Source organism: Methylocaldum sp. GT1BB, assembly GCF_051027545.1.
GTDB lineage: Bacteria > Pseudomonadota > Gammaproteobacteria > Methylococcales > Methylococcaceae > Methylocaldum.
On the sequence record NZ_CP194902.1, the window covers coordinates 5,136,808 to 5,159,628 of the forward strand.

The window sequence follows — 22,821 nt, forward strand, 5'->3', positions numbered from 1 at the left end:
CGTTTGGGGTTGTTCACCGCGACCGGCGAGCGCCTGGAATAAATAGATCTCTTCCTCCTGGAAACCGAATGATCGCGCAGTCCTGCCGACCGGTACTATGATACGCCTAGGACAGGAGCGACAGCATAATAATTCAATGATTTTCTTATGGACAGATTGCCGCAGCCCCTTCTTGAAAGACGGATTTCGCCGGCCCGTAGCCAGAATTTTTGAACCTCGCGATATCTCGGCGAGCCTGAATCACGCAACGACTTTGCAAAACGTTTGTCGGTAATTTCTATGGAGAGCAAACGGCGAAGATCTTTCATCCACCACGTGCAGAGAAACATTCTCGCGGGGCTGGTCGTCCTTACCCCGATACTGCTCACCTGGCTCGTTTTCGACTTCATCCTGGCAAAGCTGATCGCCTTCGGGCGACCTTGGATACCGGCCTTGTATAGAGCCATTTATACATTTTCTCCCAAGCTGGCGGATTTGATGCTCAACGGCTGGATCGATTCGGTGCTCGCCCTGCTGATCACCCTCGTCTTGCTCTTCATGCTGGGCTGGCTGACGAGCCGGGTGGTCGGTCGGCAGATTCTGATCGGGTTTGAATTGTTGCTGGAAAAAATCCCGGTACTGAAAGCCATCTACGGCTCCACCAAGCGGCTGCTACTCGCCTTTCAAGCGCAACCGGAGCAGATCCAAAGGGTCGTGCTGATCAATTATCCCACCGAGAAAATGCGGGCCGTGGCCTTTGTGACACGCATCGTCCGGGATACCGAAACCGGCGAGGAACTGGCGGTGGTTTATATGCCCACCGCTCCGAATCCGACGTCCGGTTATATGGAAATCGTGCCCCTTTCCCAGGTGACGCCCACCGATTGGACCGTGGAAGAAGGCATGCAATTCGTCATATCGTGCGGGACCAGCACCCGCGAGCATGTCGGCTTTTCGGACGCCCAACGCCGCGGACAAGACGGCAGCGAAATGCCGATGAAAGAACCAACTAGTCGATCGGGGTGAGATTTGCGCGTTCCGATGCTTTATCCCGCCCGAAACTGTCAAAGAGTTTATCGACGGCCGGACCAACCGAACGGAGCATTACCATGGGAGCACGAACAGCTTTGCGCCTCGGGCGCGTGGCAGGCATCGAAATCCTGGTTGACTGGAGCCTGCTGATCATCTTCTCGCTCATTACTTTAAGTCTCGGGGCCGGCTTGTTTCCGGCTTGGCATCCGGACTGGGGCCCGCTGCTGATCTGGGGAACCGCAATCGCCGCGGCCTTGCTGTTCTTCGGGTCGGTGCTTTTGCATGAACTTTCCCATGCCATAGTTGGCCGAGCCAACGGTATTCCGATTCCGCGCATTACCTTGTTCATGTTCGGCGGGATGGCGCATATGGAGAAAGAACCTCCCTCATGGCGCGCCGAGTTGTACATGGCAGCCGTGGGGCCGATCACCAGCCTCGTGCTCGGATTCGTTTTTCTGGGACTGGCCAAGATGGTTATCGGTCCCATGGAGATCGATCCCGACAACCCGCAGCAATCGTTCGCGACTTTGGGGCCTACCGTCAGCCTGCTCATGTGGCTGGGCCCCATCAACATCATTCTCGGCCTGTTCAATCTGGTTCCCGGCTTTCCGCTCGACGGCGGGCGGATTCTTCGTGCCGCGCTGTGGGGCGCGACCGGCGACTTGCTCACCGCTACGCGCCGCGCCTCGGCAGTCGGGCAAGGGTTTGCCTGGGTGTTGATGGGGTCCGGCTTTCTCATGATCCTGGGATTGCGCGTACCGATATTCGGGGCCGGTTTCATCAATGGCTTATGGCTCGCGTTGATCGGCTGGTTCCTCAACAACGCGGCCGTCATGAGCTACCGCCAGTTGCTCGTTCACCAATGGCTCGAGGACGTGCCCGTCCTGCGCATCATGCACACCCGGTTCGAGCGGGTGGCGCCGCAGTTATCTCTTCAGGCATTGGTGGACGAACACCTGATGCCGAGCGGACAACGCGCTTTTCCGGTCGAGGAGCGCGGCCAGTTCATCGGAATGATCTGCCTTCGCGATCTGCCGAAGCGCCCGCGCGACGCGTGGAGGACCACGACTGTCGGCGACATCATGACGCCGAGACACGAATTGGTGACTCTTTCTCCCGAGCAGGACGCAGCCGCCGCGCTGGACCTTTTCGGCAAGCGTGACGTGAATCAGCTGCCGGTGCTGAAAAACGGGCAGCTCCTCGGATTCGTCCGGCGCGAAGATATTTTGAAATGGCTATCGCTTCATGCCGGCCTGACTGTCACTGAAGGCGGCCGGCCTGCTTCGCGGCCTCTCGGCTGACGGAAACCGCCCATCGGCGGGCAAGGCTCGGGATTTACTGTCTGCGAACCGGTTCGGCTGCAAGCCGGGACCCGAGGGCGTGGTAATACCCTTTCAGCAGCAGCGGCGCGAAGATGGTGGTGAAGGCGATGACGATGATCAAAGCGGCATAGATCTCGTTGCTCAAGATGTTCGATGTCCGCCCCAGCTCGGCAAAGATGAGCCCTACCTCGCCGCGCGGAATCATCGCCAGCCCGACGGCAAAACGAGTCACCCAGCGTTCGCTGATGAACAGCGCGCTGAACAGCTTGCCCGCTATTGCGGTACCGATCAGGGATAGCGAAAACACCCAAATGAAGGGGGACGTCCAATCGATGGTTCGGAGATTCAGCGATAGCCCGACCATCACGAAGAAAATCGGCACGAACAGATAAATGATGGGGCGCATCTGATTGTCGATGCGCTCGGCGAATTCGGTACCGGCATGCACGGCCAGACCGAACGGCAGGAAAAATCTCCGGGAAAGGGCGAGTCCTGCCGCAAATCCCCCGAGAAGTTCGGGCGCGCCGATCTCGTGGGATAGCCAGGCGAAAAAAAGGACCAAGGACACAACGGTCGTGGGAATCAGTCCCGGCGTCTGGCTGAACTCGTCGAAGCGCCTGATCTCCAGCGATATGAGCTTGGCGAAAATCGGAGCCAGCAGGAAGAATACGGCAATGAACAGCAGCACCCGGCCGGCGTTCATATAACTGATACCGCCGCCGATGGAAAACTCATAAAGAATCGCGAGCAGCACCACCCCCAGAATGTCGTCGATTACTGCGGCCCCTAGCACCAGTTGAGCTTCGTGAGAGTGCCTCTGATGCAGGTCGGTCAAAACCCGTATCGTGATGCCGATGCTGGTGGCGGTCAGGGTTCCGCCGATGAAAAGGGATTCGAGCAACGGGCGTTCGAAGACTTCATAGCTCACCAAGAAGCCGAATGCGAACGGCAAGGCGAAGCCGCTGACCGCCACGATCGAGGATTTGAAGCCGGCGCGCGCCAACTGGCGGATGTCGGTTTCGAGCCCCGCTTCGAACAAGAGCAAAATGATACCGATCTCGGCCAACATGCGAATGGTCTGGCTCGGTTCGATCCAGCCCAGCACCGTAGGCCCCAAAACGACTCCGGCCATGAGTTCTCCGACCACCGGGGGCACCCGCGCCAGCGCCGCCAGCTCGGCGAACATGCGCGCGCTCAAGAGAATGATTAGAAGATTGAGGAAGAATCCGTGTACCGGGTATTCCATAGGACATATTCTCCCGATGTGGCGATTCGGCGAACTCGTATGGGGAAACGCCTAGAGAACCGGAAAAACGTATCGTCGGTCAAGTCCCGCACGCTTTCAATCATCGTTCTCTGGACTCAGCATGATACCGGCTTAATGTACCACTAGCGTGACAACCACCTTGCACAGCACGACCAAAATGGCCGATGATTAGACTATCCCACCCCGGGTGCACTATTAGCGCAAAACCCGCTCAACCTCGTCGGTTCGGAACGACCTGGAAGAGGCGATTTTCGCGCACTTAGGGCACTCGCGTTCGCCAAGTTGCTATCAACGCGGTCGCACATCTACCAATCCATATCGAGCAAGATTCACGATTGTACTTATGGGGTCAAAATTTCCTTTCATCGAACGGGTTTTGCATAACCGCTTCGTTCGGCAGTTACTCGCCAGCGCACTGGATCTGGTGCCCATCGTGGTGGTCATCCTGTTTTTTCAAATCCTGGTAATCCAGCAGCCGATTCCCGAGGCCGGACGGTTCGTTGCAGGCATGCTGCTGGTCGTTTTGGGGCTGACCTTTTTTATGCAGGGCTTGAAGCTGGGGCTGTTTCCGCTGGGCGAAAGCATGGCCCATGCGTTCGTCCGCAAGGGCAGCCTATTTTGGATACTGGTATTCGCTTTCGCACTGGGATTCGGCGCCACCGTAGCCGAACCGGCACTTATCGCCGTCGCCGACGAAGCAGCCCGCATCGCCGCCGACGACGGCGCGATTACAGCTTCGGTAGAGGCCCGCAAATCATACGCACTGGGTCTTCGCCTTACCGTCGCCACGGCGGTGGGATTCGCGCTGATCGTCAGCACGATCCGCATCATCCGCGGCTGGCCGCTTCCTTATGTGATCGTCGGCGGCTACGCTGGCGTAGGCATCATGACGATCTTCGCGCCGCCGGAAATCATCGGCATCGCCTACGATTCCGGCGGCGTGACCACCTCGACCATCACCGTGCCCCTGGTGACTGCGTTGGGCGTTGGACTCTCGTCCTCCATTCCTGGGCGTAATCCCGTGAGCGATGGCTTCGGACTGCTCGCCCTCGCCGCCTTGATGTCCATGATCTTCGTCATGGGATACGGGATATTTGCATGAACGAGTGGCTGCACGAATTCGGAAATATATTGTTGGAGACCCTGCGCGCCGTATCCCCGATCATCGGTTTGCTGGTGCTCTTCCAACTGCTGGTCATCAGAAAACCCTTGCCTCACCCGGGCCGGATTCTCGTGGGCTTTTTGTACGTCCTGCTAGGCGTTGCCCTATTTCTGGTAGGACTCAAAATGGCCCTGTTTCCGATCGGCGATCTGATGGCTCAACAGCTGACCGCGCCGGATTTTCTCGGTATCGAGCCCGATCCTGATCGTGTCCATTGGTATAACTATATCTGGGTCTATCTGTTTGCCGGCTGCATCGGATTCGCCGCGGCCATGGCCGAACCCACCCTCATCGCCGTTGCGGTCAAGGTATCGGAGGTTTCGGCCGGAAGCATCAGAGCCCTGCCGCTCCGTCTCGCGGTCGCCCTCGGCGTAGGCGGCGGACTGGCGCTAGGCACGTTCAGGATCGTTACCGGCGCACCGCTGTACACCTACATCCTTACGGGGTACGCCATCGTAGCCATTCAGACCGTTTTCGCCCCCAAGGTCATCGCCGGGCTCGCGTACGACGCCGGCAATGTGGCCTCGTCGACGGTAACGGTACCCATCGTGACGGCACTCGGATTGGGTCTGGCCGCCGCCGTTCCCGGCCGCAATCCCTTGCTGGACGGATTCGGCCTGATTGCGTTCACTTGTCTAATTCCTATAATCAACGTGCTTGGTTACGGCCAGATCGCCATGTGGTTGAGTCGGCGCAATCAAGCGGCCAACAACGACTAAGGTAGCCTCATATGCGCTTCAAACTGATCATCGCCTTCGTGGAAGACGATAAAACCGAGCTCATCCTGAAAACCGCTCGTGCACATGGCGCTACCGGCGCCACCGTCATCGCCAATGCCCGCGGCGAAGGACTCAAGCGAACGAAAACGTTTTTCGGACTGAGCCTGGAAAGCCAAAGGGACGTGCTGTTGTTCCTGGTAGAGGAGCATCTGACTCGACATATCCTGGAAGCCATCGGCCGTGCGGGCAAGTTCGACGAAAAGCCCGGCACCGGAATCGCGCTTCAGATCGATGTGGAAGACGCCGTAGGGATCACGCATCAAATGGAAAAATTAGCCCCCATCGTCGAGGAGGAACTTTAATGGAAAAGAAGCCCATTATCCGGGTCCGGGACGTTATGAAGACCGATTTCGGAACGATCGACGGCATCGCCACCATCAGCGAAGCCTTGAAGAAAATGAAATCGATGAGAACCTCGGTGCTGGTGGTCAACAAGCGGCACGATGACGACGAATACGGCTTGATCACCGCCGGGGACATTGCTCGGCACGTATTGGCGAAAGATCGTGCGCCCGATCGGGTCAATGTCTACGAAATCATGAGCAAGCCGGTGATTTCGGTGCACCCCGACATGGATATCCGGTACTGCTCGCGCCTGTTCGCAAATCACAATCTCGTACGCGCCCCGGTGCTGGACGGCCGCAACGTCGTGGGCATGATAAGTCCCAACACACTCGTGCTGGACGGGCTTTATCAGATCGTTTGAGGGCCGTTTCCGTCTGTTCCGCCGATGCCCAAATCAGGCAAGGTGAGCCACGGCACTTTTTTGAGCCACTGCTATACTTTTTCGATACGGCATCGAAAAGTTATCCACTGTCAAGACTTGACAGGATTTTGAACAAGCAGCGCTTAGTTAAGGCGATACCGTAAATTATCAATTCATCATTTCGTAATAAATCATCTTCGCAAAATCAATAGTTTACGATTTTAATCCGTCCAACAACCGGGCCTGAAAAAAACCTGGCCAGACTAACGTAAGGCCCGAAAATATCAGGTGCCGCCGCTTTCATCCCCATATTTATCCACAAGGTTGTCCACGAAATCTGTGGACAGGCGACCAGGTTTGTTTGGCTGACTTAGATAAGAACATCTCCCGATCGCGGGAGCCGGTTTATTTTAGTCGTAGGTGGCAATCCCTTGCCGACTACTGCTGCCCTTCCCCAAGAGGTTTTCGTTGAATCGGTGCGGGATCAGTGTCCTCCACCGGTTTCCTGATCCGTCGACACTTTCCTGACCAGAGGCATCAACAAGAGGGAGGCGAAAAAGATAGCCCCCAGCAGATGGAATAAATCGTTGGCGGCCATGACCTCGGCTTCTCGTATCACCCACCGGGAAAGCTGTTTGAGCGCCGCTTTTTCGCTGTCCGGCAAGGGAAATCCGGCCATTTGCGCCTGCAGCTTAGCGATCAAGGCTTCTGCCTCCCGCGAACCCCCGGTCACGGATTCTCGCAACGCAGCGTAATGCTCCTTGATATAGCGCGTTTTCAAGGAACTGGCGACAGCGATGCCGATAGCTCCGCCCAGATTGCGCATCAGATTGAACAGCCCGCTAGCGTTCTTGACCTCGTCCGGCGGCAAGGTACCGAGGGCCAAACCGCTGATCGGCAAGAAACAGAACATCAAGGCGAAGCCTTCCACGGCTTGCGGCCAGAAGAATTCCCAATAGCCGGCGTCGGCGGTCAGACTGCCGTTCATCCAGGCGCCGGTTCCGTAGAGCGCCAGTCCGCCGGCCAGCATCAGGCGCGAATCCAGCACCTTGGATAACGGGCCGGCGAAGAAGGCGGATACGAATTGAAATAAGCCCGTCACCATGACGTATTGACCGATCTGCAGACTGTTCAGCCCCTTGACTCCGGCCAGATACACCGGGATCAGATAAATCATGGTGTAGAGGCCGATGCCGAGGATGAAGCTGAACGCGCAGCCGACAGCGAAATTGCGGTTGCGAAACGCCCAAAGGTCGACGATAGGGTGTTCGAGCGTCAGTTCCCGGTAAAACATCGCGACGCCGCCCGCCGCGGCAAGACAAGCGAAAAACACGATCTCGCCGCTTTCGAACCAGTCTTTCCGAGTCCCCTCTTCCAGCACGAATTGCAGGCTGCCAAGGAAAACCACGATGTACAAAATGCCGCGGAAATCGATCCGATTCAGCAAGTCCCATTCGGGCTCGTCAATCCGCAGGAACAGCCAGGTTCCTAGGCAGACCAGCAAGCCGGGCAAGAGATTGATCAGAAACAGCGCCTTCCAGGATACCGTCTCGGTGAGATAGCCGCCGAGTACCGGGCCCGCGGTGGGCGCGACGGTAACCACCAGCCCCACCAGGATGGTGATCGCCGGTTGCAAGCGGGGCGGAAACAAGGTGTAGATCACCGCGAATATCGACGGGATCATGGCTCCGCCGAACAACCCCTGCAAGGCTCGGAACGCCACCATCGAGGGCAGATCCCAGGCCAGCGCGCAGCATAGGCTCATCAAGGTGAAGCCGCCGCAGGCGAGAACGAACAGATAACGGGTCGATAAGGCCCGGCCCAACCACCCGGACAAGGGAATGATCACCACTTCGGCGACCAGATAGGCGGTTTGTACCCAGCCGATCTCGTCCCGCGTCGCCGAAAGACCCGCCTGAATCTGCTCCAGAGAACTGGCGACGATCTGAATATCAAGGACCGCCATGAATACTCCGAAGATCATGGCGGTAAAACCGATCCATTCGGACGGGCTGACCTCTCTTTCCCGGATCTCCGGACTTTCGCTTACGTGCTCCGGCTCGCTCCCGGCAGTGTCGAGACGGATTTTCTCCGCTGCGCTTGCCGCCATGACGCGCTATCGAACTCGAGTCCTGATCAGGGTAGACGAACCGCGCTTCGATGCGCCGAATCGGCGTTGAAAAAAGACCAGCGGAGAAGTTCGATGAAGCAGAAAACGAATGAACACAGTTGCGACGCCCTAAACTAAACGGTTCAGTTTAGGATAAGTGGGAACTTTACGATTCGCAAACGGTTTGTCTCGGCGGCAACACGCTCTATGAGAATCCAAATCATTCGCCGTCGGAAGCGTCCGACGACATAGATGTCGGAGTAGTCGAAACCCTAATGCGCGTGATAGTCTCGGCCTTCGAGAAATATCCACTTTCGGGCTTTGTTGCAGCCCAAGGAGTCGGTCGCATGGATTCGCATCCCGGAACAGCCACGGCCCATCGTTTTTTCGCCGGCACCGGCGCCAGCTACGACACCATCGTCAGACTCTGCACCCTGGGTTTCGACCTTTGGTGGAAACAGAGGATTGTGGACGCGATTCCTAAAGACGCTTCGCATATCGTCGACCAGGCCTGCGGGACCGGCATCCTGACGTTCAAGATCGCCCGCCGTTTTCCCGCATGCCGGGTCACGGGCGTGGAACTCCGGGACGAATATCTGAATATCGCCAAGGAAAAAGCGCGCGCGCTGAAACTCCGGAATGTGGATTTCATGCTCGGAAAAGCCGAAGACATCCGCGTCGATGGCCCGATCGACTGTATTACATCCTCTTATCTGGCCAAATATGCCGAGCTGGAGAGTCTGATTCGAAACGCCAAGGCCATGCTTCGCCCCGGCGGAGTTCTCGTCATGCACGATTTCACCTATCCCAGCGGTCCCATATTCGCCCGGCTCTGGGAGTTTTACTTCAAAATTCTTCAAATGGCGGGACCCAGATTTTTCCCCGAATGGAAAACGGTTTTCGACGAACTGCCCGGATTTCTCAAACAAACCGCATGGCTGACCGAACTTCCGGAGGTTTTGCGCGAGAACGGCTTCGCCCCGGTGAACGTCGAAACGCTGACCTGGGGCGCGTCGGCCCTGGTGACGGCGACGAAATCCGCGAGCTGAAATTCCGGTGAGCGCTCACTCCAAAGCCCGATGCGTTAAACCCCGTTAAACATGTCGATCAAATCCCGTGGAGCGTCATGAATCATTACTCTCTTGCGGGAGTCGGGCACGAGCCCCGAGACCTCGAGACACGATAATTGGAGACGTCGTTCCATCTCCTCCTCCATGTTCATCCGTGCTTCCTCGAAGCTTTTCGACAGTTCGCACGACAGCGTCGAGCGCTCTCCGGTCAACAGGGGCGTAATCGAGGCTTGTAGGTTCCCGCCGAAGCGGACTATCGCAGGCGCAAGAGCGGCTATGGCCCGAGCGTCGATGACTCCGCTCGACAGGTGATGCTTGATTTCCTGCAAATCGTCGGCGATCTGATACGCTTCGCCGATCAAAACACCATAGCGATAAAACGCATTTCGGACATCCCGCTCGGCACCCGCCGCAAGTGCACCCAGTTCGCAGGCAACGCCGAAAAGCACGCCGGTCTTGAGATCGATGATCGCGTCATAGAGGGATTCGGGCACGGCATCGGCCCGGAGATAAACAGCCAGTTCCGAAGGATCGATGGGTTCCTGAAACGCGCCCTTGGCGATTCGGGCGATCGCACGCGACACCGCCAGACCATCATCCCGGCTCAAGTCGCTCATCATCTCGATGGCGGAAGCGAAGATGACATCTCCCAAAAGCACCGCTTTCCGCGCCCCCGCCAAGGTCCAGGCAGCAGGTTTGCCCCGCCTGGCGCGATCCTGGTCCACGAAATCGTCATGGATCAGCGTGGCCCCGTGAACAAGCTCCACCGCCACGGATCTCGGCACTGCGGACGACGGATTTCCGCCAAGGCTTTCGTTCACCAGGCACACGAGGGAACCTCTGATCATCTTTCCGCCCCGGAACGTATCGTTCAGCGCCTCATCGGGACGGACATGCAGGCCCTGAAAAAGTCCCTGCAAGGTCTGATCGATCGCTTCAACAAGAATCGGCCTACACCCGCAGCAATAATCCTTGAATCCCTTCACGCCCGCAGTCCTTCTCACATGGCGAAAACCGCTCGGGAGACCATATCACAACTTGGACCAGGCACGATGGGATATTCGGCCCGGTATCGGCAGAGAAGGACCGCCCTAATCGAACAGGCGAAACAACAGCAGTCCCATGCCCAGCGCAATGACTCCTAGGCTGATGCTTTTCAAAATCGCCTCGTACCGGATCATCAAGGCCCGATCGGCATCGCCGAGGTCGCCGCCGCATTGCTTGAGCGCCTTGTAGGGCCGCGATGCCTTGATCTCTACCAGGCTGAACAGAGCCATGGACAAGGCGACCGCGATCACGGCGACGGAGAGAGTGTTCGTTTGCATCACGTATCCCGCCAAAACCGGCAGAAATCCCCATGAAAACGCGAACCATCCGTCGGTATGGTAGCGTCCGTCGAACCATTCCAGGTTATAGGCAAAGACGAAGAATCCCTCGACAAGCGCGATGAAGATCAGATTCGGCACGAAACGCACCATGAAGTAGGCTGCAACCAGATAGGCCGCCGCTAGCGAGCATCCCGCCATGAGCCACAGCTGCCGTTTGCCGAACACGTCGCCCCATGGCTTTTTCGCCTTGCTGCCCAGCGCATCCAGGGCATGGGCGCCGATTCCGAGACCCAAGAAGTAAATGAAGGCGATGGCGATCACCCGGTCCCAATGGAGATCGGGTGCCAGCACGGACCCGATCACGGTAAAGGACATGACCATCGCCGTATAGGGCAGAAAAAGAAGGCCGATCGCTCTCCGAAATTTAGGAGAGCCGAATCGGGGAACGAACCATTCGGATCCTCTGTCCGGCTTCGCTGAGTCATCGGGCGTCAACGCATGTCCTCCATCCGGGTTCTAGTAGAAGCACTCCGCCGAATATTTCGGGATGATAGCCTCGTCACGCTTGATCCCGAAAGCACCGTTTGAATCGCTTGCGGATATCACTTGCCCCCAGCTGACTACGGAGAGATACTTACATCGGGGTATTTCGGGGGGCTTCCCCAGTTTCCCAGAAACCCGAAAAAGAAGGCATCGACTTTACCTTTCCGTCGTGCCCGCACGACTGTTTCTCACGGATGGAGATGGATCGTTATGAAACCGAAATCCTCGTTTCGCTCTTGGATGACGCTCGGCATCTTGGTGATGGTGTTTGCCGAATCCACTGCCGAGAATACCGTTCCTCGACCCCGTCATTATCCGGATGCGGTGCAGGAACAAGGCAGCCCCCCGTTTGTCGAGCCGGTAGGATTGCAGGATGCGGTGCAATTCTGGCGCCAGGTTTTCGGGGTGTGGCATCTGAATCAGTTTGCACTCCACGACAGCGTTCATTTGGGCGTGGTCTACGACGTGATCAAGCTGCCGGATGTCGATGGCGAGGGTCTGACACATGAGCATAAAGCGTCCGTAGAATGGCACGTCCATGCCCTCGAAAATGAACTTCGGGACTTGGAAGATCGGGTGCGGTTCGGTGCCAGCTTGACCGACACGCAGCAACGACTGTTCGATCTCCTGGTCAGCCACGCCGGCGAAAACGCCGTGTACGGAGCAAGTCAGCGGGTACGCGGTCAACGCGGGCTGCGGGAACGCTTTCTAAAGGGACTCGAAGCCAGTGGCCGCTACGATCGCCTGTTCCGCAGGATATTCCGCGAGGCCGAATTGCCCGAAGACCTCGCCTTGCTTCCCCACGTCGAATCGTCTTTCGTCAATCACGCGCATTCCTCGGCGGGAGCCGCCGGGATGTGGCAATTCATGCGCGCGACAGCTCGCCGCTGCCTTCACCTGAGCCGGGCGGTCGACGAGCGCTATGATCCGGTGTTTGCCACGCGCGGCGCCGCACGGTACCTGGCCCACGCCTATGAAGTGCTCGGCGACTGGGGACTGGCGATCACCTCGTACAACCACGGCATAGGCGGAATGGCGCGCGCCAGAGACGAATTCGGACCGAACCTCGCTCGGATCGTCCGCTATTACCAAGGTTCGACCTTCGGTTTCGCGTCACGGAATTTTTATGCCGAATTCCTTGCCGTGCGGTCGATCATCCAGAATCTGCCGAATTATTTCCCGGCGGGCGTATTCTTCCAACCGCCTCTCAAGCACGATCTCGTCCGTCTAACCGGCTCCCTTCCGGTCACTCATCTGGCGAGACTCCACGGCCTGGAACGCGACACGCTTGCCGAGCTCAACCCCGCTTGGACAACATCCGCGATCAAGGGGCGCACCCTGCTCCCCGCGGGCATCGACGTTTGGCTTCCTCAAGGGACCTTGGAGCGCACCCCGGGCATTTCGGCCTATGAACAACCCGTGCTGGTGGCCGGCGATGACGCTCAGTCCAACAGACGCATCGTCACTGCCTCGCTGATCGATGTCGGAGAGGAGCCGGTGATGATGTCATCGCGTTTGCTCACGACGCCGGCACCGGTCCCGGCAGAGGATATCGTAAAGGGCTCCGGGCGCGGAAAAGCCGTCGCGCAGAAAGCCAAGTCCGCAAAGCTGTCGAAACAAGGGCACCGGGTACATGTGGTTCGCCGTGGCGAATCTCCGCGTCTGATCGCGGCAAAATACGGCGTTGGACTTCGCAAATTGCTGACGATGAACGCGATCACGCAAGGGACGGTGCTTCGGCCAGGTCAACGACTGCGCATTCCGATGAAATCCAGCTGACATTTGAAGGGCTTCGAGGTCTTTTCAGGCAACGAACCGGGAAAACGGTTAAAGGCGAAGAGATTTGATCCGTAGATATTCGTGCGAAGTTTTACGACTTTTTTACAACAAATGCCGAGTGTTTAATAAGACCATAAACCAATTCTTATTTAACGTCGGAACACCTAACGGCTGGTGTAACTCGCTGCTGTAGCGGCACTATTTGCCTTTTAACGATATAAGCTTTTTGTTGTGCGGCTATATCCATGGCCGAATGATAACAGGAAGATAACGGTAAAAATCGGTATAACTGCTGAGCGGAAGGGTTTTTTGGACAGGACGGTCTTGATGAGCTCGAACACTGAAGCCGTTATGGGATCCGACAGAATCTTTCCAAGGAGGATCTTCATGGCTACTGTTTATATCGACGATCAGGAATTGGTACATCGAGTCCAACAGGGAGACCGGAGTGCTTTCGATCGTCTGGTGCGCAAGTACCAGGCCAAGCTCTTGCAACTGATAGGCCGTTATATCAAGGACCCTCACGAATCGTGGGATGTCGCGCAGGAAGCCTTTATCAAGGCCTACCTTGCGCTCCCGAGATTCCGCGGTGACAGCGCGTTCTATACCTGGCTCTATCGAATCGCCATCAACACCGCCAAGAATCACCTGGCGATGCGGCTGCGCCGCCCGTCGGAAGACGAACTCGATGTCGAAGAGGCCGAGCAGTTCGAATCCGCCGTTCGACTGAAAGACCAGGAAACTCCGGAAGGCTTGGTATTAACCGAGGAACTTGCGCTAACCATTCAGCAGGCGCTCGACAAACTTCCGGGGGAGTTGCGGACTGCTATCCAGTTGCGGGAATTCGACGGGCTGAGCTACGACGAAATTGCCCAGGTCATGCAATGCCCGGTCGGAACGGTCCGCTCGCGCATCTTCCGGGCGCGGGAATTCCTCGACAAGCAAATCGAATTTTTACATTGAGGCATCGGACGACGCGCCAAGGACGACGCGATCCCTCCTCCGTCCTGGCTGGATTAAAAGGATGTTCTATCGGCCGGGATCGAGATGCGATAAAACAGAATAACCGAAGCGTGAGGTTCGAGGGAGAGTCTTGACGACTGGACCTAAACATCCGCTGTTTCGGCGACAAATTCCGCATTTCCGGGTGACTCGACACCAGCGCCCAGCCATCATTACTCTCGGAACATCCTTTTCCATGCGACATCCCGGTTCCTTTCGCTTGTCCTGACACTGATCGAATCATCCCTGATTCCACTCGACGACTGCCACGGGCGCCTCGGGGGAAAGCGCCCTTGGTGATTGCAGAGTAGTTGTCATTGAACAGCGTCCGAGCTCTTTCGGAAATACGCAAAAGTGCCTATGGACGCATGAACGGCCCAGGCAATTCCAAACCGACGGCTTTTTCGGAACACCGGTGTCCATACGTAGACTTGCGGATGTCTTGATCAGGCGCAACACGCTTAAATACGCGTCACTCGAATGTAACAGCCTACCCCTAAGCCTGGCTAAGGATAGGAGTACGGGTTGAACGATTCGAGGCCGAACCATGGACGATTCGATAGGATTTAGGACATAGCGAAAGGATTGCGGATCTCGCAGGAACAGGATGCTCCAAGATAACTGGACCAGAAAAATACTAAAGAAAAAGACATCGGCCAAAGGCCAGCCGAGAGTCGGTCAAGAGGAGGAGGCGGTCTGGTCCAGTTATCTCATCTAATGCGGTAAGTCTCAGCCGCAATGGGGCTTTCGGCAAAATTCTTATAATTCTCCTTTTCCTGATGCCCTGCCCGGCACCGCTCTCCGTAGCTAACCGCTTTTGATATTCCGCCCGTCCGAGGGGCGTCCGTTCGTTCGGTTAGCCGCCTCTCGACAAAACCTTCACCCCTTCCCGCAACCCGCAGTACACTAACCATTTGTGAACCCGTGACCTGACGTCATATGAGGGAACAACGGAGTGAACGTAAAGCGATTGCTGGGAAACGGATATTCGGTTGCGATCGGAGCGACGGCCTGTGTCAGCGCCATAATTCTTGCACTAGGAGCCATTCTCGATCCACCGCCACCGTTGTCCCTGTTCTTGGTCGCAATAATGTTCGCGGCATGGCATGGCGGAATGAGCGCGGGGTTCGCGGCTACCGCGCTGAGCATGGGGGCTAGCGTTCCGCTCCTGGTCATTCTGACCGATTCTATCGACATCCTGAACCCCGCCGAAGCCCTGCGATTGGGACTACTTTTTGGAGTAGGCACAGTACTGAGCTTTGGGATTTCGCGCCTGCGCAAAGCCGAACGGCGCGCGTTCAGGGCCGCATTGGAGCGCCAGTCGCTGCTCAATCGAGCCTTGGCCGAGCGGCAGCCCCTCGAGGCTGCGCTATACGAACGCGATCAACTCCTCCAGCTGTCGCAAAAGATCGTCCAGGTAGCGAGCTTTGAGGCCGATCTAAGCCAAGACGCTCGTCACCGTATGTCGCCGCAGTGGTACCAGATTTACGGTATCGCGCCCGAAGCGTTCGAACACTCCACCGATGCCTGGCTGAATCTGGTACATCCGGGCGATCGGGATACCTTGAAGTCGGGTATAGAGACGGCGTTCGCGCGGCAAGCGCCGGATTTCAGCAGCGAATTCCGCATCATCCGCCAAAATGACTTCGCCGTCCGCTGGATCGAACTGCGAGCCACAATCCGCTACGATGCCGAAGGCCGTCCGGTTCATATGGCCGGAAGCAACATAGACATTACCGAGCGTAAACAGGCCGAACAGACGCTGGCAGCGAGCGAACGGCGGTTCAAGCTGCTAGCCGAAACGTCGGCGCGGCTATTGGCTACCGATGAGCCGCATACGATTATCGAGGATCTTTGCCTCGCCGTAATGCGCCAACTCGGCTGCGAATGCTTTTTCAATTTTCTGCTCGACGACGCCAAAGGACGATTCCGCCTGAGTGCTTCCGCCGGCTTGTCGGCCGAGGAGATTCGCGATCTCGAGTGGCTCGATTGCAACGTGATCGCCTGCGGCTGCTTCGCGGGCGACGGTGAATATGTTGCCGCCGAAAACGTTCGTCATCACGGCGGACTATGTGCTGCCCGTGTCCGAAGCTACGGTATTCAAGCCTACGCCTGCCATCCTCTGCTGGTACAGGGACGCGTCATCGGAATCCTGTCATTCGGCACCAAGACCCGCCCAGTATTTACCGCCGAAGAACTGAATCTGATGAAATCGGTCACCGACCAGGTGGCGATAGCCATGCAGCGGGTTCTCGACCGGCGTTCTCTGCGGGCAAGCGAAGCGCGTTTCCGCACGATCGTGCAGGCCGTCCCGAGCCTTACGTTGGAAAGCGACGCGGAAGGCAACAATACCTTCGTAAGCGAGCAATGGTGCTCTTATACCGGACTGTCCCCGGAACAGAGCGCGGGGCAAGGCTGGCTATCGGCGCTGCATCCCGACGATATCGCGAAGGTTTTGGCCCGGTGGAACAAAGCGGCACGAACCGGCACGTCGTTCGAGAGCCAGTATCGTCTGAGGTCGGCCGACGGCTCGTACAGGTGGTTTATCGCCCGCGCCCTGCCGGATCGCGATGCCGATGGGAAAATCGTCCGCTGGACCGGTTCGCTCACGGATATCGACGATTTGGTACGGACCGAGGAAGCTCTGCGAGCCAGTGAAGCCCGAGCACTCGCAGCCAACGTCCAGATGCGGGCCATCATGCAGACGGCGCGAGTCGCCATCTGCGTCGCCCATGACCCGGAGTGCCGGCTGATCACGGGCAACGTTCAGGCGCATCAATTGCTGGGCGTACCGGAAGGCGAAAATTTATCGGCCGTGCCGGACACGAACGGCGCCGCTCTTTACCGTTTCTTCAACAACGGACGGGAGGTTCCCGCTCAGGATCTCCCCATGTGCCGAGTCTTGAAGACGGGCGAAGTCGTGGAGGACGTGGAACTGGAAATAGTCCGCGCCGACGGCACACGCCGGTTCGTCCTGAGCGCGGCCGCACCGCTATATGACAACACCGGCCGCGTGCAGGGCGCCACGGCCACTTTCCTGGACATCACCGAACGCAAGCAGATCGAGATCGAACGCCAGAAATTTGTTTCCTTCGCCGATCAGAGCACGGAATTTATCGGCATGTGCGACCTGGACTTCCAGCCGTTCTACGTCAACGAGGCCGGTCGGCGCCTGGTTGGACTGGATAGCCTGGAGCAGGCGTGCCGAACGCCGGTGAAGGAGTTCGTCTTTCCGGAAGACCAAGAATTCGTTTATGAAGAATTCTTCCCGCGCGTGCTGCGTGAAGGCCGTGCCGAGGTGGAGATCCGCTTTCGCCATTTTAAAACCGGCGCTACGCTTTGGATGGTTTGCAACGTGTTCTATATCCGGGATACGAACGGCGAACCGGTGGGATTCGCGACGGTGAGCCACGACATTACCGAGCGTAAACAGGCCCAGCAGGCATTGGCGGCAGCGAACGACCGCTTGGCGGCCGATTTGGAGGCTATGACGAGACTGCAAGCGGTCGGTGCGCTCTTCGTACGGGAGGACGGGCTGCCGGTTGTACTCGATCAGATCGTGGAAACGGCTATGGCCATCGCAGGCGCAGATCGCGGCCACATTCAACTGGTCGACATGCCGTCCGGCTCTCTCCGGATCGTTGCTCAGCGAGGCTTCGGGCCGGCCTACGTCGATTTCTGGCAAAGTGCCCATGCCGGGCCGGGGCCCTGGGGCGCTACGATGGAATGGGGAAAGCGCGTGATCGTGGAGGACGTTACCCGAAGTCTTATCTTTAACGACGCGCGGGAGCTTCAGGAGATCCTGAACGCAGGGGTACGCGCGATCCACTGCACCCCACTGCTGAGCCGCGGCGGCCGATTGTTCGGCGTGCTTTCGACCCACTACGGAACACCCCACTGGCCGGACGAGCGGGCATTGCGCCTGCTCGACCTGTTGGCGCGTCAAACCGCGGATATTATCGAACGAGCCCAGACCGAGACCGCTCTCAAAGAGGCCGATCTTCGCAAGAATGAATTCATCGCCATGCTGGGCCATGAGCTGAGAAATCCGCTCGCCCCGATCCGCAACGCGGCTCATTTGATACGCAAGTTCGCCCCGCCGAACCCGAGGATGCAATGGGCGCAGGAAGTCATCAACCGGCAAGTGGATCACCTGACCCGGCTGGTGGACGACCTTCTGGATGTCTCACGGATCGTTCAGGGCAAATTGAAGCTTCAGAAAACGCCGGTGGATCTCACCGCCCTTCTTCATCAAACCATGGAGGCCACTAAACCGCAGCTCGATGCCCGCCGCCATCTGCTTACCGCGGCCCTGCCGAAATATCCCTTATGGTTCGAGGCCGATCCGGTGCGCTTGACGCAAATGGTTTCGAACTTGCTGGATAATGCCAACAAATATACCCCCGCAGGGGGACGGATCTGGCTCGGCGTGGATCATACGGGTAACGAGGTCGCGATTTCGGTGCGCGACAACGGCGAAGGTATCCCCAGCGCGCTGCTGCCGCATCTTTTCGACGTGTTCACCCAATCGGAACGGACGCTGGATCGCGCTCAGGGCGGGTTGGGTCTCGGATTGACCATCGTACAGAAGATCGCGGAATTGCACGGAGGGCGGGTGGAGGTAAAAAGCGAAGGCCCCGGCAAGGGCAGCGAATTCATCGTGCGGCTGCCGCTCGGCGACTGCAAAGCGGAGACGGAAGCGAAGCCGGCGTGTAACGTACAGAGCGCTTGATGGCCGGCTGCCGCAGAGCAGGACGTCCCTCAAGGACTCTCGGCTTGGGGACGTTAAGCGGCTGCCGTCAGTACTACGCCTCGATAACCAACATCACATTGTTCGTCACGACCCAGCTGTAAAAGGCAACGGACGAGGTCAGGGTCGCCTTGATCCAGCGGCTTCTCGCCTTATGCCGGTCGCTGAATAAAAACGCGATGAACGCTAGGCCCGCGGCCTTGATCAGGACGATCGAATATCCGAGCCCCACCAGTTCGGCGGAAAAATTGAGAACAGGATTCGCTTCTTCCAAACCGGAAAAGCTCAGCCCGAAGTAAGTCACTATTCCATCTGCGACTTGCAAGAGTGCGAACAGGATTATCAATATGGCGTACATACAACGGCTCCAAAGTTTCGACACGGAATGCCGGTCCTCGGCATTGCCACGCACTAAAAGATCATCCAACGGCGAAATATCGTCTCTTCCAGTATGGAAAAATGACAGGCGTTATGCCTTCGACCCTTTCTGTCCCGATTAATGCAAGTCGCGTTCCATAAGGCCGGATGAATTGATGGCGGAAAACGCATCAAGAATCGCGGGTCTGCCTCCCGACAATATTAGCCCGCATTTCTCTGTTCTCCTGCCGCGCGGTTCGTACGATGCCCTGGCTGCGGCGAAATGTGAGAAATAGGGCTTAGAAGTAGAGCATAGCAGAAGAATATCATCGAATGCTAATAGCATTAAATTGGTGCATTGGCGGATATTCATCGACCGAGACGGTGATTGATTCAGCCACCCGACCGCTTGACGGTCCAGCCCTGTTTGGACAGGTCTTCTACGACCCGTTCGCGATGGTCTCCCTGAATCTCGATGACGCCGTCCTTGACGGTCCCGCCGGAACCGCAGCGCTGCTTGAGCTGTTTGCCCAAGTTTTCAAGACCCGTGGCGTCCAGCGGAACCCCCGTGATTACCGTCACGCCCTTGCCTTTGCGTCCCTTGGTTTCCAGGCGCACCCGCACGATGCCGTCCGATTTCGGCGCCGGCGGGTCTTTCTTGCAACGGCATTCGGCGACGGGTTTGCGACAGGCCGGGCACATCCGTCCAAATTCGGTGGAATATACGAGACCGCCGTTTGCCGGGTGTTTTCGTGAACTCATAGTGTTATTCGATTATGACCGAATGCTCGGACGCTAGGGCAACTCATTTCCGACTAGCGACCAATAGGCATTTCCCTTACCCGCCGCGACCCAGAGAACAACTTTCCGGCAAAGTGCGGAATTCGTCAACCGCGCCCGGGCGTTTTTGGCCAACGGCTGCGGCGGCGCTTTTCTGATGCATGTAGTTCCGTTCGGGATACCAGCTTGAAAGTTTATCCACTGTCAAGACTTGACAGGAACTTCAGCAAGCGGCGACTTATCACTGCTCCCCGTAAATTATTAATTCATTATTTCGTAATAAATTAAAACCTCAGAATCAACTACTTACGTTTTATCTTGCTGCGAAACCAGGACCTGAAAAAAACCTAGCCAGGCTAACTTAAAGCCCCGTGAGATCAGGTCCCGTCCGTTTTACCCCCACACTTATCCACAAGGTTGTCCACGGAATCTGTGGATAGTCAAAAAAGCCGCACGCCGGCCTCTCGCAACAATAACCCTTCTCCTAACACCAATTTCACCGCCTGTTCGCGGGTTCTTTGGTATACGTTCCTTTCGGTAACTTTTGCATTCAACACTTCCATCGCATAGTTTGAAACTTTGGTGTCCTCTTTTTCCGGCTTACCTCACATCGGTTCAAGCTTGCTGATGCGCAGCCAATAACCGCTCGACAGCCTCGATCTGCTCAGGATTTCCGAGCAGGCCGATGCGGTCCCCCGGAAGAAATACGGTCTGGGTGGACGGGTTCACCACGAGTTCGTTCTTGCGTTTGATGGCCACCACGTTTGCGCCGGTGCGCGCCCGGAACGCAGCTTCGCCCAGTGTCTGCCCTACCATTGGGCTTTCCGCGGGTATTTTTCGCCAGGAAATGTCGATCAACTCGTGGGCATCGAGCAAGTCTCTCAGCAGCGCGTGCTCGCCGTGTGCCTTGACCAGCGCATCGTAGTGCTCGCGCCGAACCGTGTCCGCGTAATGCCGCACTTCATGCAACGGAAACCCCAGCTGCAACAAGGTGTGCCGGATCACCTGCAAACTGCCTTCGAGCTCCGGATGGATCACCAGTTGCGCACCCAAGTCGGAAAGCCGTTTGACGCCGGCCCGGGTTGCGGCGCGAGCGATGATCGGAAGGTCCGGGGCGATGTCCCGGGCTGCCGCAACCGTCAGTTCGGTGGCGGCTTCCTCGGACAAGGTCACCACGAGCAGACGGGCCCGGTGCAGCGCGGCGTGAGTCAGAATGTCGGAATTGGCGGTATCGCCCAGGAGCGTGGGAATGCCCCTTTTCGACAACCGTTCGATCCGGTGGATGCGGGAATCGATCACCAAATAAGGAATCCCCAGTTCGCCCATGATATCGACGATGTGCGAACCGACCCGCCCGTAGCCGACCACCACCACATGATCGGCCACGGAGTCCTCCACCGGCGTCTGCGTCGAGCCGTGCCGATTCAGCCATCGCCACAGTGGCCGGATGGCCCGCAAACTGCGCTGCAGCGGGTCGACTGCGTGCAGCATGAGCGGATTGACGACGATGGATAGCAATGCAGCCGCCAGAATCGTCGAATGTTGCCCCTCGTCGAGAAACCCGAGGCGCAGCCCGGTCTGATCCAGAATGAAGGAAAATTCGCCGATCTGACACGAGCCCGCCGCCACGACGAGAGCGGTGCGGGCCGGTCGAGGGAACGGCAAGACCCAAAGCCCCGAGACGATGAACTTTCCGATGACCACCAGACCGGTGAGAATGAGGACCGGTTCGAGGTGCTGCACCAGAAAGCCCGGATCCAGAAGCATGCCGACGGATACGAAGAACAGGACGGAAAAGGCCTCCCGGAACGGCAGCAGATCGGATGTGATGCGATGACTGAGCGGCGATTCGCTGACCACCGCGCCCGCGACGAAAGCGCCCAATGCCAACGAAACGCCGAACAACTGCGAGGCGCCCAGGGCAATTCCCAAAGAGATCGCCAGGATGGCCAAAACGAAGAGTTCACGGGAGCGGGTATGGGCCACCCGCAGCAACAGCCAGGGAATGAAGCGCGTGCCCACGAACAACATGAACACGAGAAAGCCTAAAGCGGACAGCAAAGCCAGGCCGAGGGTGTTCCAATTTATGGATTCTCCGGTGTCAGCCAGGTTAGGCATGATCATGATGATCAGAACGGTGGCGATGTCCTCCATGACCCGCCAGCCGACCGCGACCTGTCCGTCCGGGGTATTCAGCCAGCCGCGGTCCATGAAGCCGCGCAGCATGACGATGGTGCTGGCGATGGACAGCACGAAACCCAACACCAACCCCGCCATGGGCGTCCAGCCCCAGAGCTGGCTGAGCCCGAACCCCAAAGCCAGCATGGTCAGCATTTGCCCCAGCGTGCCCACGACGGCGATGTCGCGCACTTTCCACAGATCCGCGAAGGAAAAATGAAGGCCCACGCCGAACATCAGAAAGACGATGCCCAATTCGGCCAATTGGTTGATGGTTTCGGGATCGGCTAAATACCCTGGCGTAAAAGGACCAATGACGACGCCCGCCAGCAGATAACCCACGATGGGCGGCAGGCCTATGCGTTGAACGATCAGCCCGCCCAGAAACGCGAAGCTCAGCGTAGCGGCGATATTTTCAAGCAAACTCAGACTGTGCATATGTGGGGATATAGGCGATCAACGGATTTGCCTCATGCCAGTCATCGCGCAAGGGGAACTTTCGCGCGGTCTGAAAAATTCGACCTGCGGCGGCGATACCCCGCTCCATCTGCCGAACCGTTCGGAACGGCTACTGCTTGGAGCTCGCACGGGGTTGGTTGCGATGCCATCCTCGCCCTCGGCCAGGACATCACGACTGGGTTAGTGTACCGAAAAGTGACAGGTACTCGTGCGACGAT

Annotated in this window: 17 protein-coding genes; 10 read left to right on the top strand and 7 right to left on the bottom strand. The window is 57.6% G+C overall.

Translation table 11 applies throughout. The features are described 5' to 3' along the window. Positions 1-315 precede the first annotated feature (315 nt). Together ACR2TX_RS24050 and ACR2TX_RS24055 are read left to right on the top strand one after the other, a co-directional pair. Complete coding sequence (locus tag ACR2TX_RS24050; protein WP_434130852.1) at positions 316-1,005, top strand: DUF502 domain-containing protein; 690 nt, start codon at positions 316-318, stop codon at positions 1,003-1,005. Between the two features lie 83 nt (positions 1,006-1,088). Further along, positions 1,089-2,312, top strand: coding sequence for a site-2 protease family protein (locus ACR2TX_RS24055; protein ID WP_077729420.1), 1,224 nt, complete (start codon positions 1,089-1,091; stop codon positions 2,310-2,312). A gap of 34 nt (positions 2,313-2,346) precedes the next feature. Here the strand turns inward: ACR2TX_RS24055 and ACR2TX_RS24060 are convergent, their stop codons facing one another. Continuing rightward, positions 2,347-3,579 (bottom strand): cation:proton antiporter, encoded by a 1,233-nt coding sequence (locus ACR2TX_RS24060; protein WP_086134292.1) that lies wholly within the window; start codon positions 3,577-3,579, stop codon positions 2,347-2,349. Positions 3,580-3,943: 364 nt separating this feature from the next. On the opposite strand from ACR2TX_RS24060, the gene ACR2TX_RS24065 reads away from it, so the two are divergent. Genes ACR2TX_RS24065 through ACR2TX_RS24080 form a run of 4 tightly spaced genes read left to right on the top strand, consistent with a single transcriptional unit; the run spans position 3,944 to position 6,247 of the window. Continuing rightward, entirely contained in the window at positions 3,944-4,702 is a 759-nt protein-coding gene (locus tag ACR2TX_RS24065; protein WP_077729418.1) for a DUF1538 domain-containing protein, read from the top strand. Continuing rightward, complete coding sequence (locus ACR2TX_RS24070; RefSeq protein WP_077729417.1) at positions 4,699-5,481, top strand: DUF1538 domain-containing protein; 783 nt, start codon at positions 4,699-4,701, stop codon at positions 5,479-5,481. Before ACR2TX_RS24065 ends, ACR2TX_RS24070 begins: the two co-directional genes overlap by 4 nt. Before the next feature lie 11 nt (positions 5,482-5,492). Next, positions 5,493-5,843 carry a P-II family nitrogen regulator gene (locus tag ACR2TX_RS24075; protein ID WP_077729416.1) on the top strand — a complete coding sequence of 117 codons (351 nt, stop codon included), beginning with the start codon at positions 5,493-5,495 and terminating at the stop codon, positions 5,841-5,843. Continuing rightward, entirely contained in the window at positions 5,843-6,247 is a 405-nt protein-coding gene (locus ACR2TX_RS24080; protein ID WP_086134291.1) for a CBS domain-containing protein, read from the top strand. The genes ACR2TX_RS24075 and ACR2TX_RS24080 overlap by 1 nt, the downstream gene beginning before the upstream one ends. 484 nt (positions 6,248-6,731) lie before the next feature. On the opposite strand, the gene ACR2TX_RS24085 is transcribed toward ACR2TX_RS24080, so the two are convergent. Next, positions 6,732-8,357: a DHA2 family efflux MFS transporter permease subunit gene (locus tag ACR2TX_RS24085; RefSeq protein WP_086134290.1), complete on the bottom strand. Its 1,626-nt coding sequence runs from the start codon at positions 8,355-8,357 to the stop codon at positions 6,732-6,734. 347 nt (positions 8,358-8,704) lie between these two features. On the opposite strand from ACR2TX_RS24085, the gene ACR2TX_RS24090 reads away from it, so the two are divergent. Continuing rightward, the gene (locus ACR2TX_RS24090; protein ID WP_077729492.1) at positions 8,705-9,406 is read left to right on the top strand and encodes a class I SAM-dependent methyltransferase; all 702 of its coding nucleotides are present in this window, start codon (positions 8,705-8,707) and stop codon (positions 9,404-9,406) included. Positions 9,407-9,441: 35 nt separating this feature from the next. Here ACR2TX_RS24090 and ACR2TX_RS24095 read toward each other — a convergent pair whose 3' ends face one another. Together ACR2TX_RS24095 and ACR2TX_RS24100 are read right to left on the bottom strand one after the other, a co-directional pair. Beyond that, positions 9,442-10,413 (bottom strand): polyprenyl synthetase family protein, encoded by a 972-nt coding sequence (locus ACR2TX_RS24095; RefSeq protein WP_077729413.1) that lies wholly within the window; start codon positions 10,411-10,413, stop codon positions 9,442-9,444. 105 nt (positions 10,414-10,518) lie between these two features. Then, the gene (locus ACR2TX_RS24100; protein ID WP_205781060.1) at positions 10,519-11,130 is read right to left on the bottom strand and encodes a hypothetical protein; all 612 of its coding nucleotides are present in this window, start codon (positions 11,128-11,130) and stop codon (positions 10,519-10,521) included. Between the two features lie 378 nt (positions 11,131-11,508). Here ACR2TX_RS24100 and ACR2TX_RS24105 point away from each other — a divergent pair, with 378 nt between their 5' ends. From ACR2TX_RS24105 to ACR2TX_RS24115, 3 genes are all read left to right on the top strand, one after another. Beyond that, positions 11,509-13,077: a transglycosylase SLT domain-containing protein gene (locus tag ACR2TX_RS24105; protein WP_434130854.1), complete on the top strand. Its 1,569-nt coding sequence runs from the start codon at positions 11,509-11,511 to the stop codon at positions 13,075-13,077. Positions 13,078-13,464: 387 nt separating this feature from the next. Further along, complete coding sequence (gene rpoE / locus ACR2TX_RS24110) at positions 13,465-14,040, top strand: RNA polymerase sigma factor RpoE (RefSeq protein ID WP_077729405.1); 576 nt, start codon at positions 13,465-13,467, stop codon at positions 14,038-14,040. A 994-nt stretch (positions 14,041-15,034) separates the two neighbouring features. After that, positions 15,035-18,811: a PAS domain S-box protein gene (locus ACR2TX_RS24115; RefSeq protein WP_434130855.1), complete on the top strand. Its 3,777-nt coding sequence runs from the start codon at positions 15,035-15,037 to the stop codon at positions 18,809-18,811. A 73-nt stretch (positions 18,812-18,884) separates the two neighbouring features. Here ACR2TX_RS24115 and ACR2TX_RS24120 read toward each other — a convergent pair whose 3' ends face one another. The 3 genes from ACR2TX_RS24120 to ACR2TX_RS24130 all read right to left on the bottom strand — a co-directional run bounded on the left by ACR2TX_RS24120 (position 18,885) and on the right by ACR2TX_RS24130 (position 22,567). Next, positions 18,885-19,187, bottom strand: a complete 303-nt coding sequence (locus ACR2TX_RS24120; protein WP_086134286.1) for a DUF5658 family protein — start codon at positions 19,185-19,187, stop codon at positions 18,885-18,887. Between the two features lie 392 nt (positions 19,188-19,579). Next, positions 19,580-19,948 (bottom strand): translation initiation factor Sui1, encoded by a 369-nt coding sequence (locus tag ACR2TX_RS24125; protein ID WP_133717420.1) that lies wholly within the window; start codon positions 19,946-19,948, stop codon positions 19,580-19,582. A 633-nt stretch (positions 19,949-20,581) separates the two neighbouring features. Beyond that, on the bottom strand, positions 20,582-22,567 hold the full coding sequence (locus tag ACR2TX_RS24130) for a cation:proton antiporter domain-containing protein (RefSeq protein ID WP_205780700.1): 1,986 nt from the start codon (positions 22,565-22,567) through the stop codon (positions 20,582-20,584). Positions 22,568-22,821: the final 254 nt, after the last annotated feature.

What these genes read in the sequence shown, in the direction of transcription:
- ACR2TX_RS24055 (WP_077729420.1), top strand. Translation starts at nt 1,089, where the DNA reads ATGGGAGCACGAACAGCTTTGCGCCTCGGGCGCGTGGCAGGCATCGAA.
- ACR2TX_RS24060 (WP_086134292.1), bottom strand. Translation starts at nt 3,579, where the DNA reads ATGGAATACCCGGTACACGGATTCTTCCTCAATCTTCTAATCATTCTC.
- ACR2TX_RS24065 (WP_077729418.1), top strand. Translation starts at nt 3,944, where the DNA reads ATGGGGTCAAAATTTCCTTTCATCGAACGGGTTTTGCATAACCGCTTC.
- ACR2TX_RS24070 (WP_077729417.1), top strand. Translation starts at nt 4,699, where the DNA reads ATGAACGAGTGGCTGCACGAATTCGGAAATATATTGTTGGAGACCCTG.
- ACR2TX_RS24075 (WP_077729416.1), top strand. Translation starts at nt 5,493, where the DNA reads ATGCGCTTCAAACTGATCATCGCCTTCGTGGAAGACGATAAAACCGAG.
- ACR2TX_RS24080 (WP_086134291.1), top strand. Translation starts at nt 5,843, where the DNA reads ATGGAAAAGAAGCCCATTATCCGGGTCCGGGACGTTATGAAGACCGAT.
- ACR2TX_RS24085 (WP_086134290.1), bottom strand. Translation starts at nt 8,357, where the DNA reads ATGGCGGCAAGCGCAGCGGAGAAAATCCGTCTCGACACTGCCGGGAGC.
- ACR2TX_RS24090 (WP_077729492.1), top strand. Translation starts at nt 8,705, where the DNA reads ATGGATTCGCATCCCGGAACAGCCACGGCCCATCGTTTTTTCGCCGGC.
- ACR2TX_RS24100 (WP_205781060.1), bottom strand. Translation starts at nt 11,130, where the DNA reads ATGTCCTTTACCGTGATCGGGTCCGTGCTGGCACCCGATCTCCATTGG.
- ACR2TX_RS24105 (WP_434130854.1), top strand. Translation starts at nt 11,509, where the DNA reads ATGAAACCGAAATCCTCGTTTCGCTCTTGGATGACGCTCGGCATCTTG.
- rpoE (WP_077729405.1), top strand. Translation starts at nt 13,465, where the DNA reads ATGGCTACTGTTTATATCGACGATCAGGAATTGGTACATCGAGTCCAA.
- ACR2TX_RS24120 (WP_086134286.1), bottom strand. Translation starts at nt 19,187, where the DNA reads ATGTACGCCATATTGATAATCCTGTTCGCACTCTTGCAAGTCGCAGAT.
- ACR2TX_RS24125 (WP_133717420.1), bottom strand. Translation starts at nt 19,948, where the DNA reads ATGAGTTCACGAAAACACCCGGCAAACGGCGGTCTCGTATATTCCACC.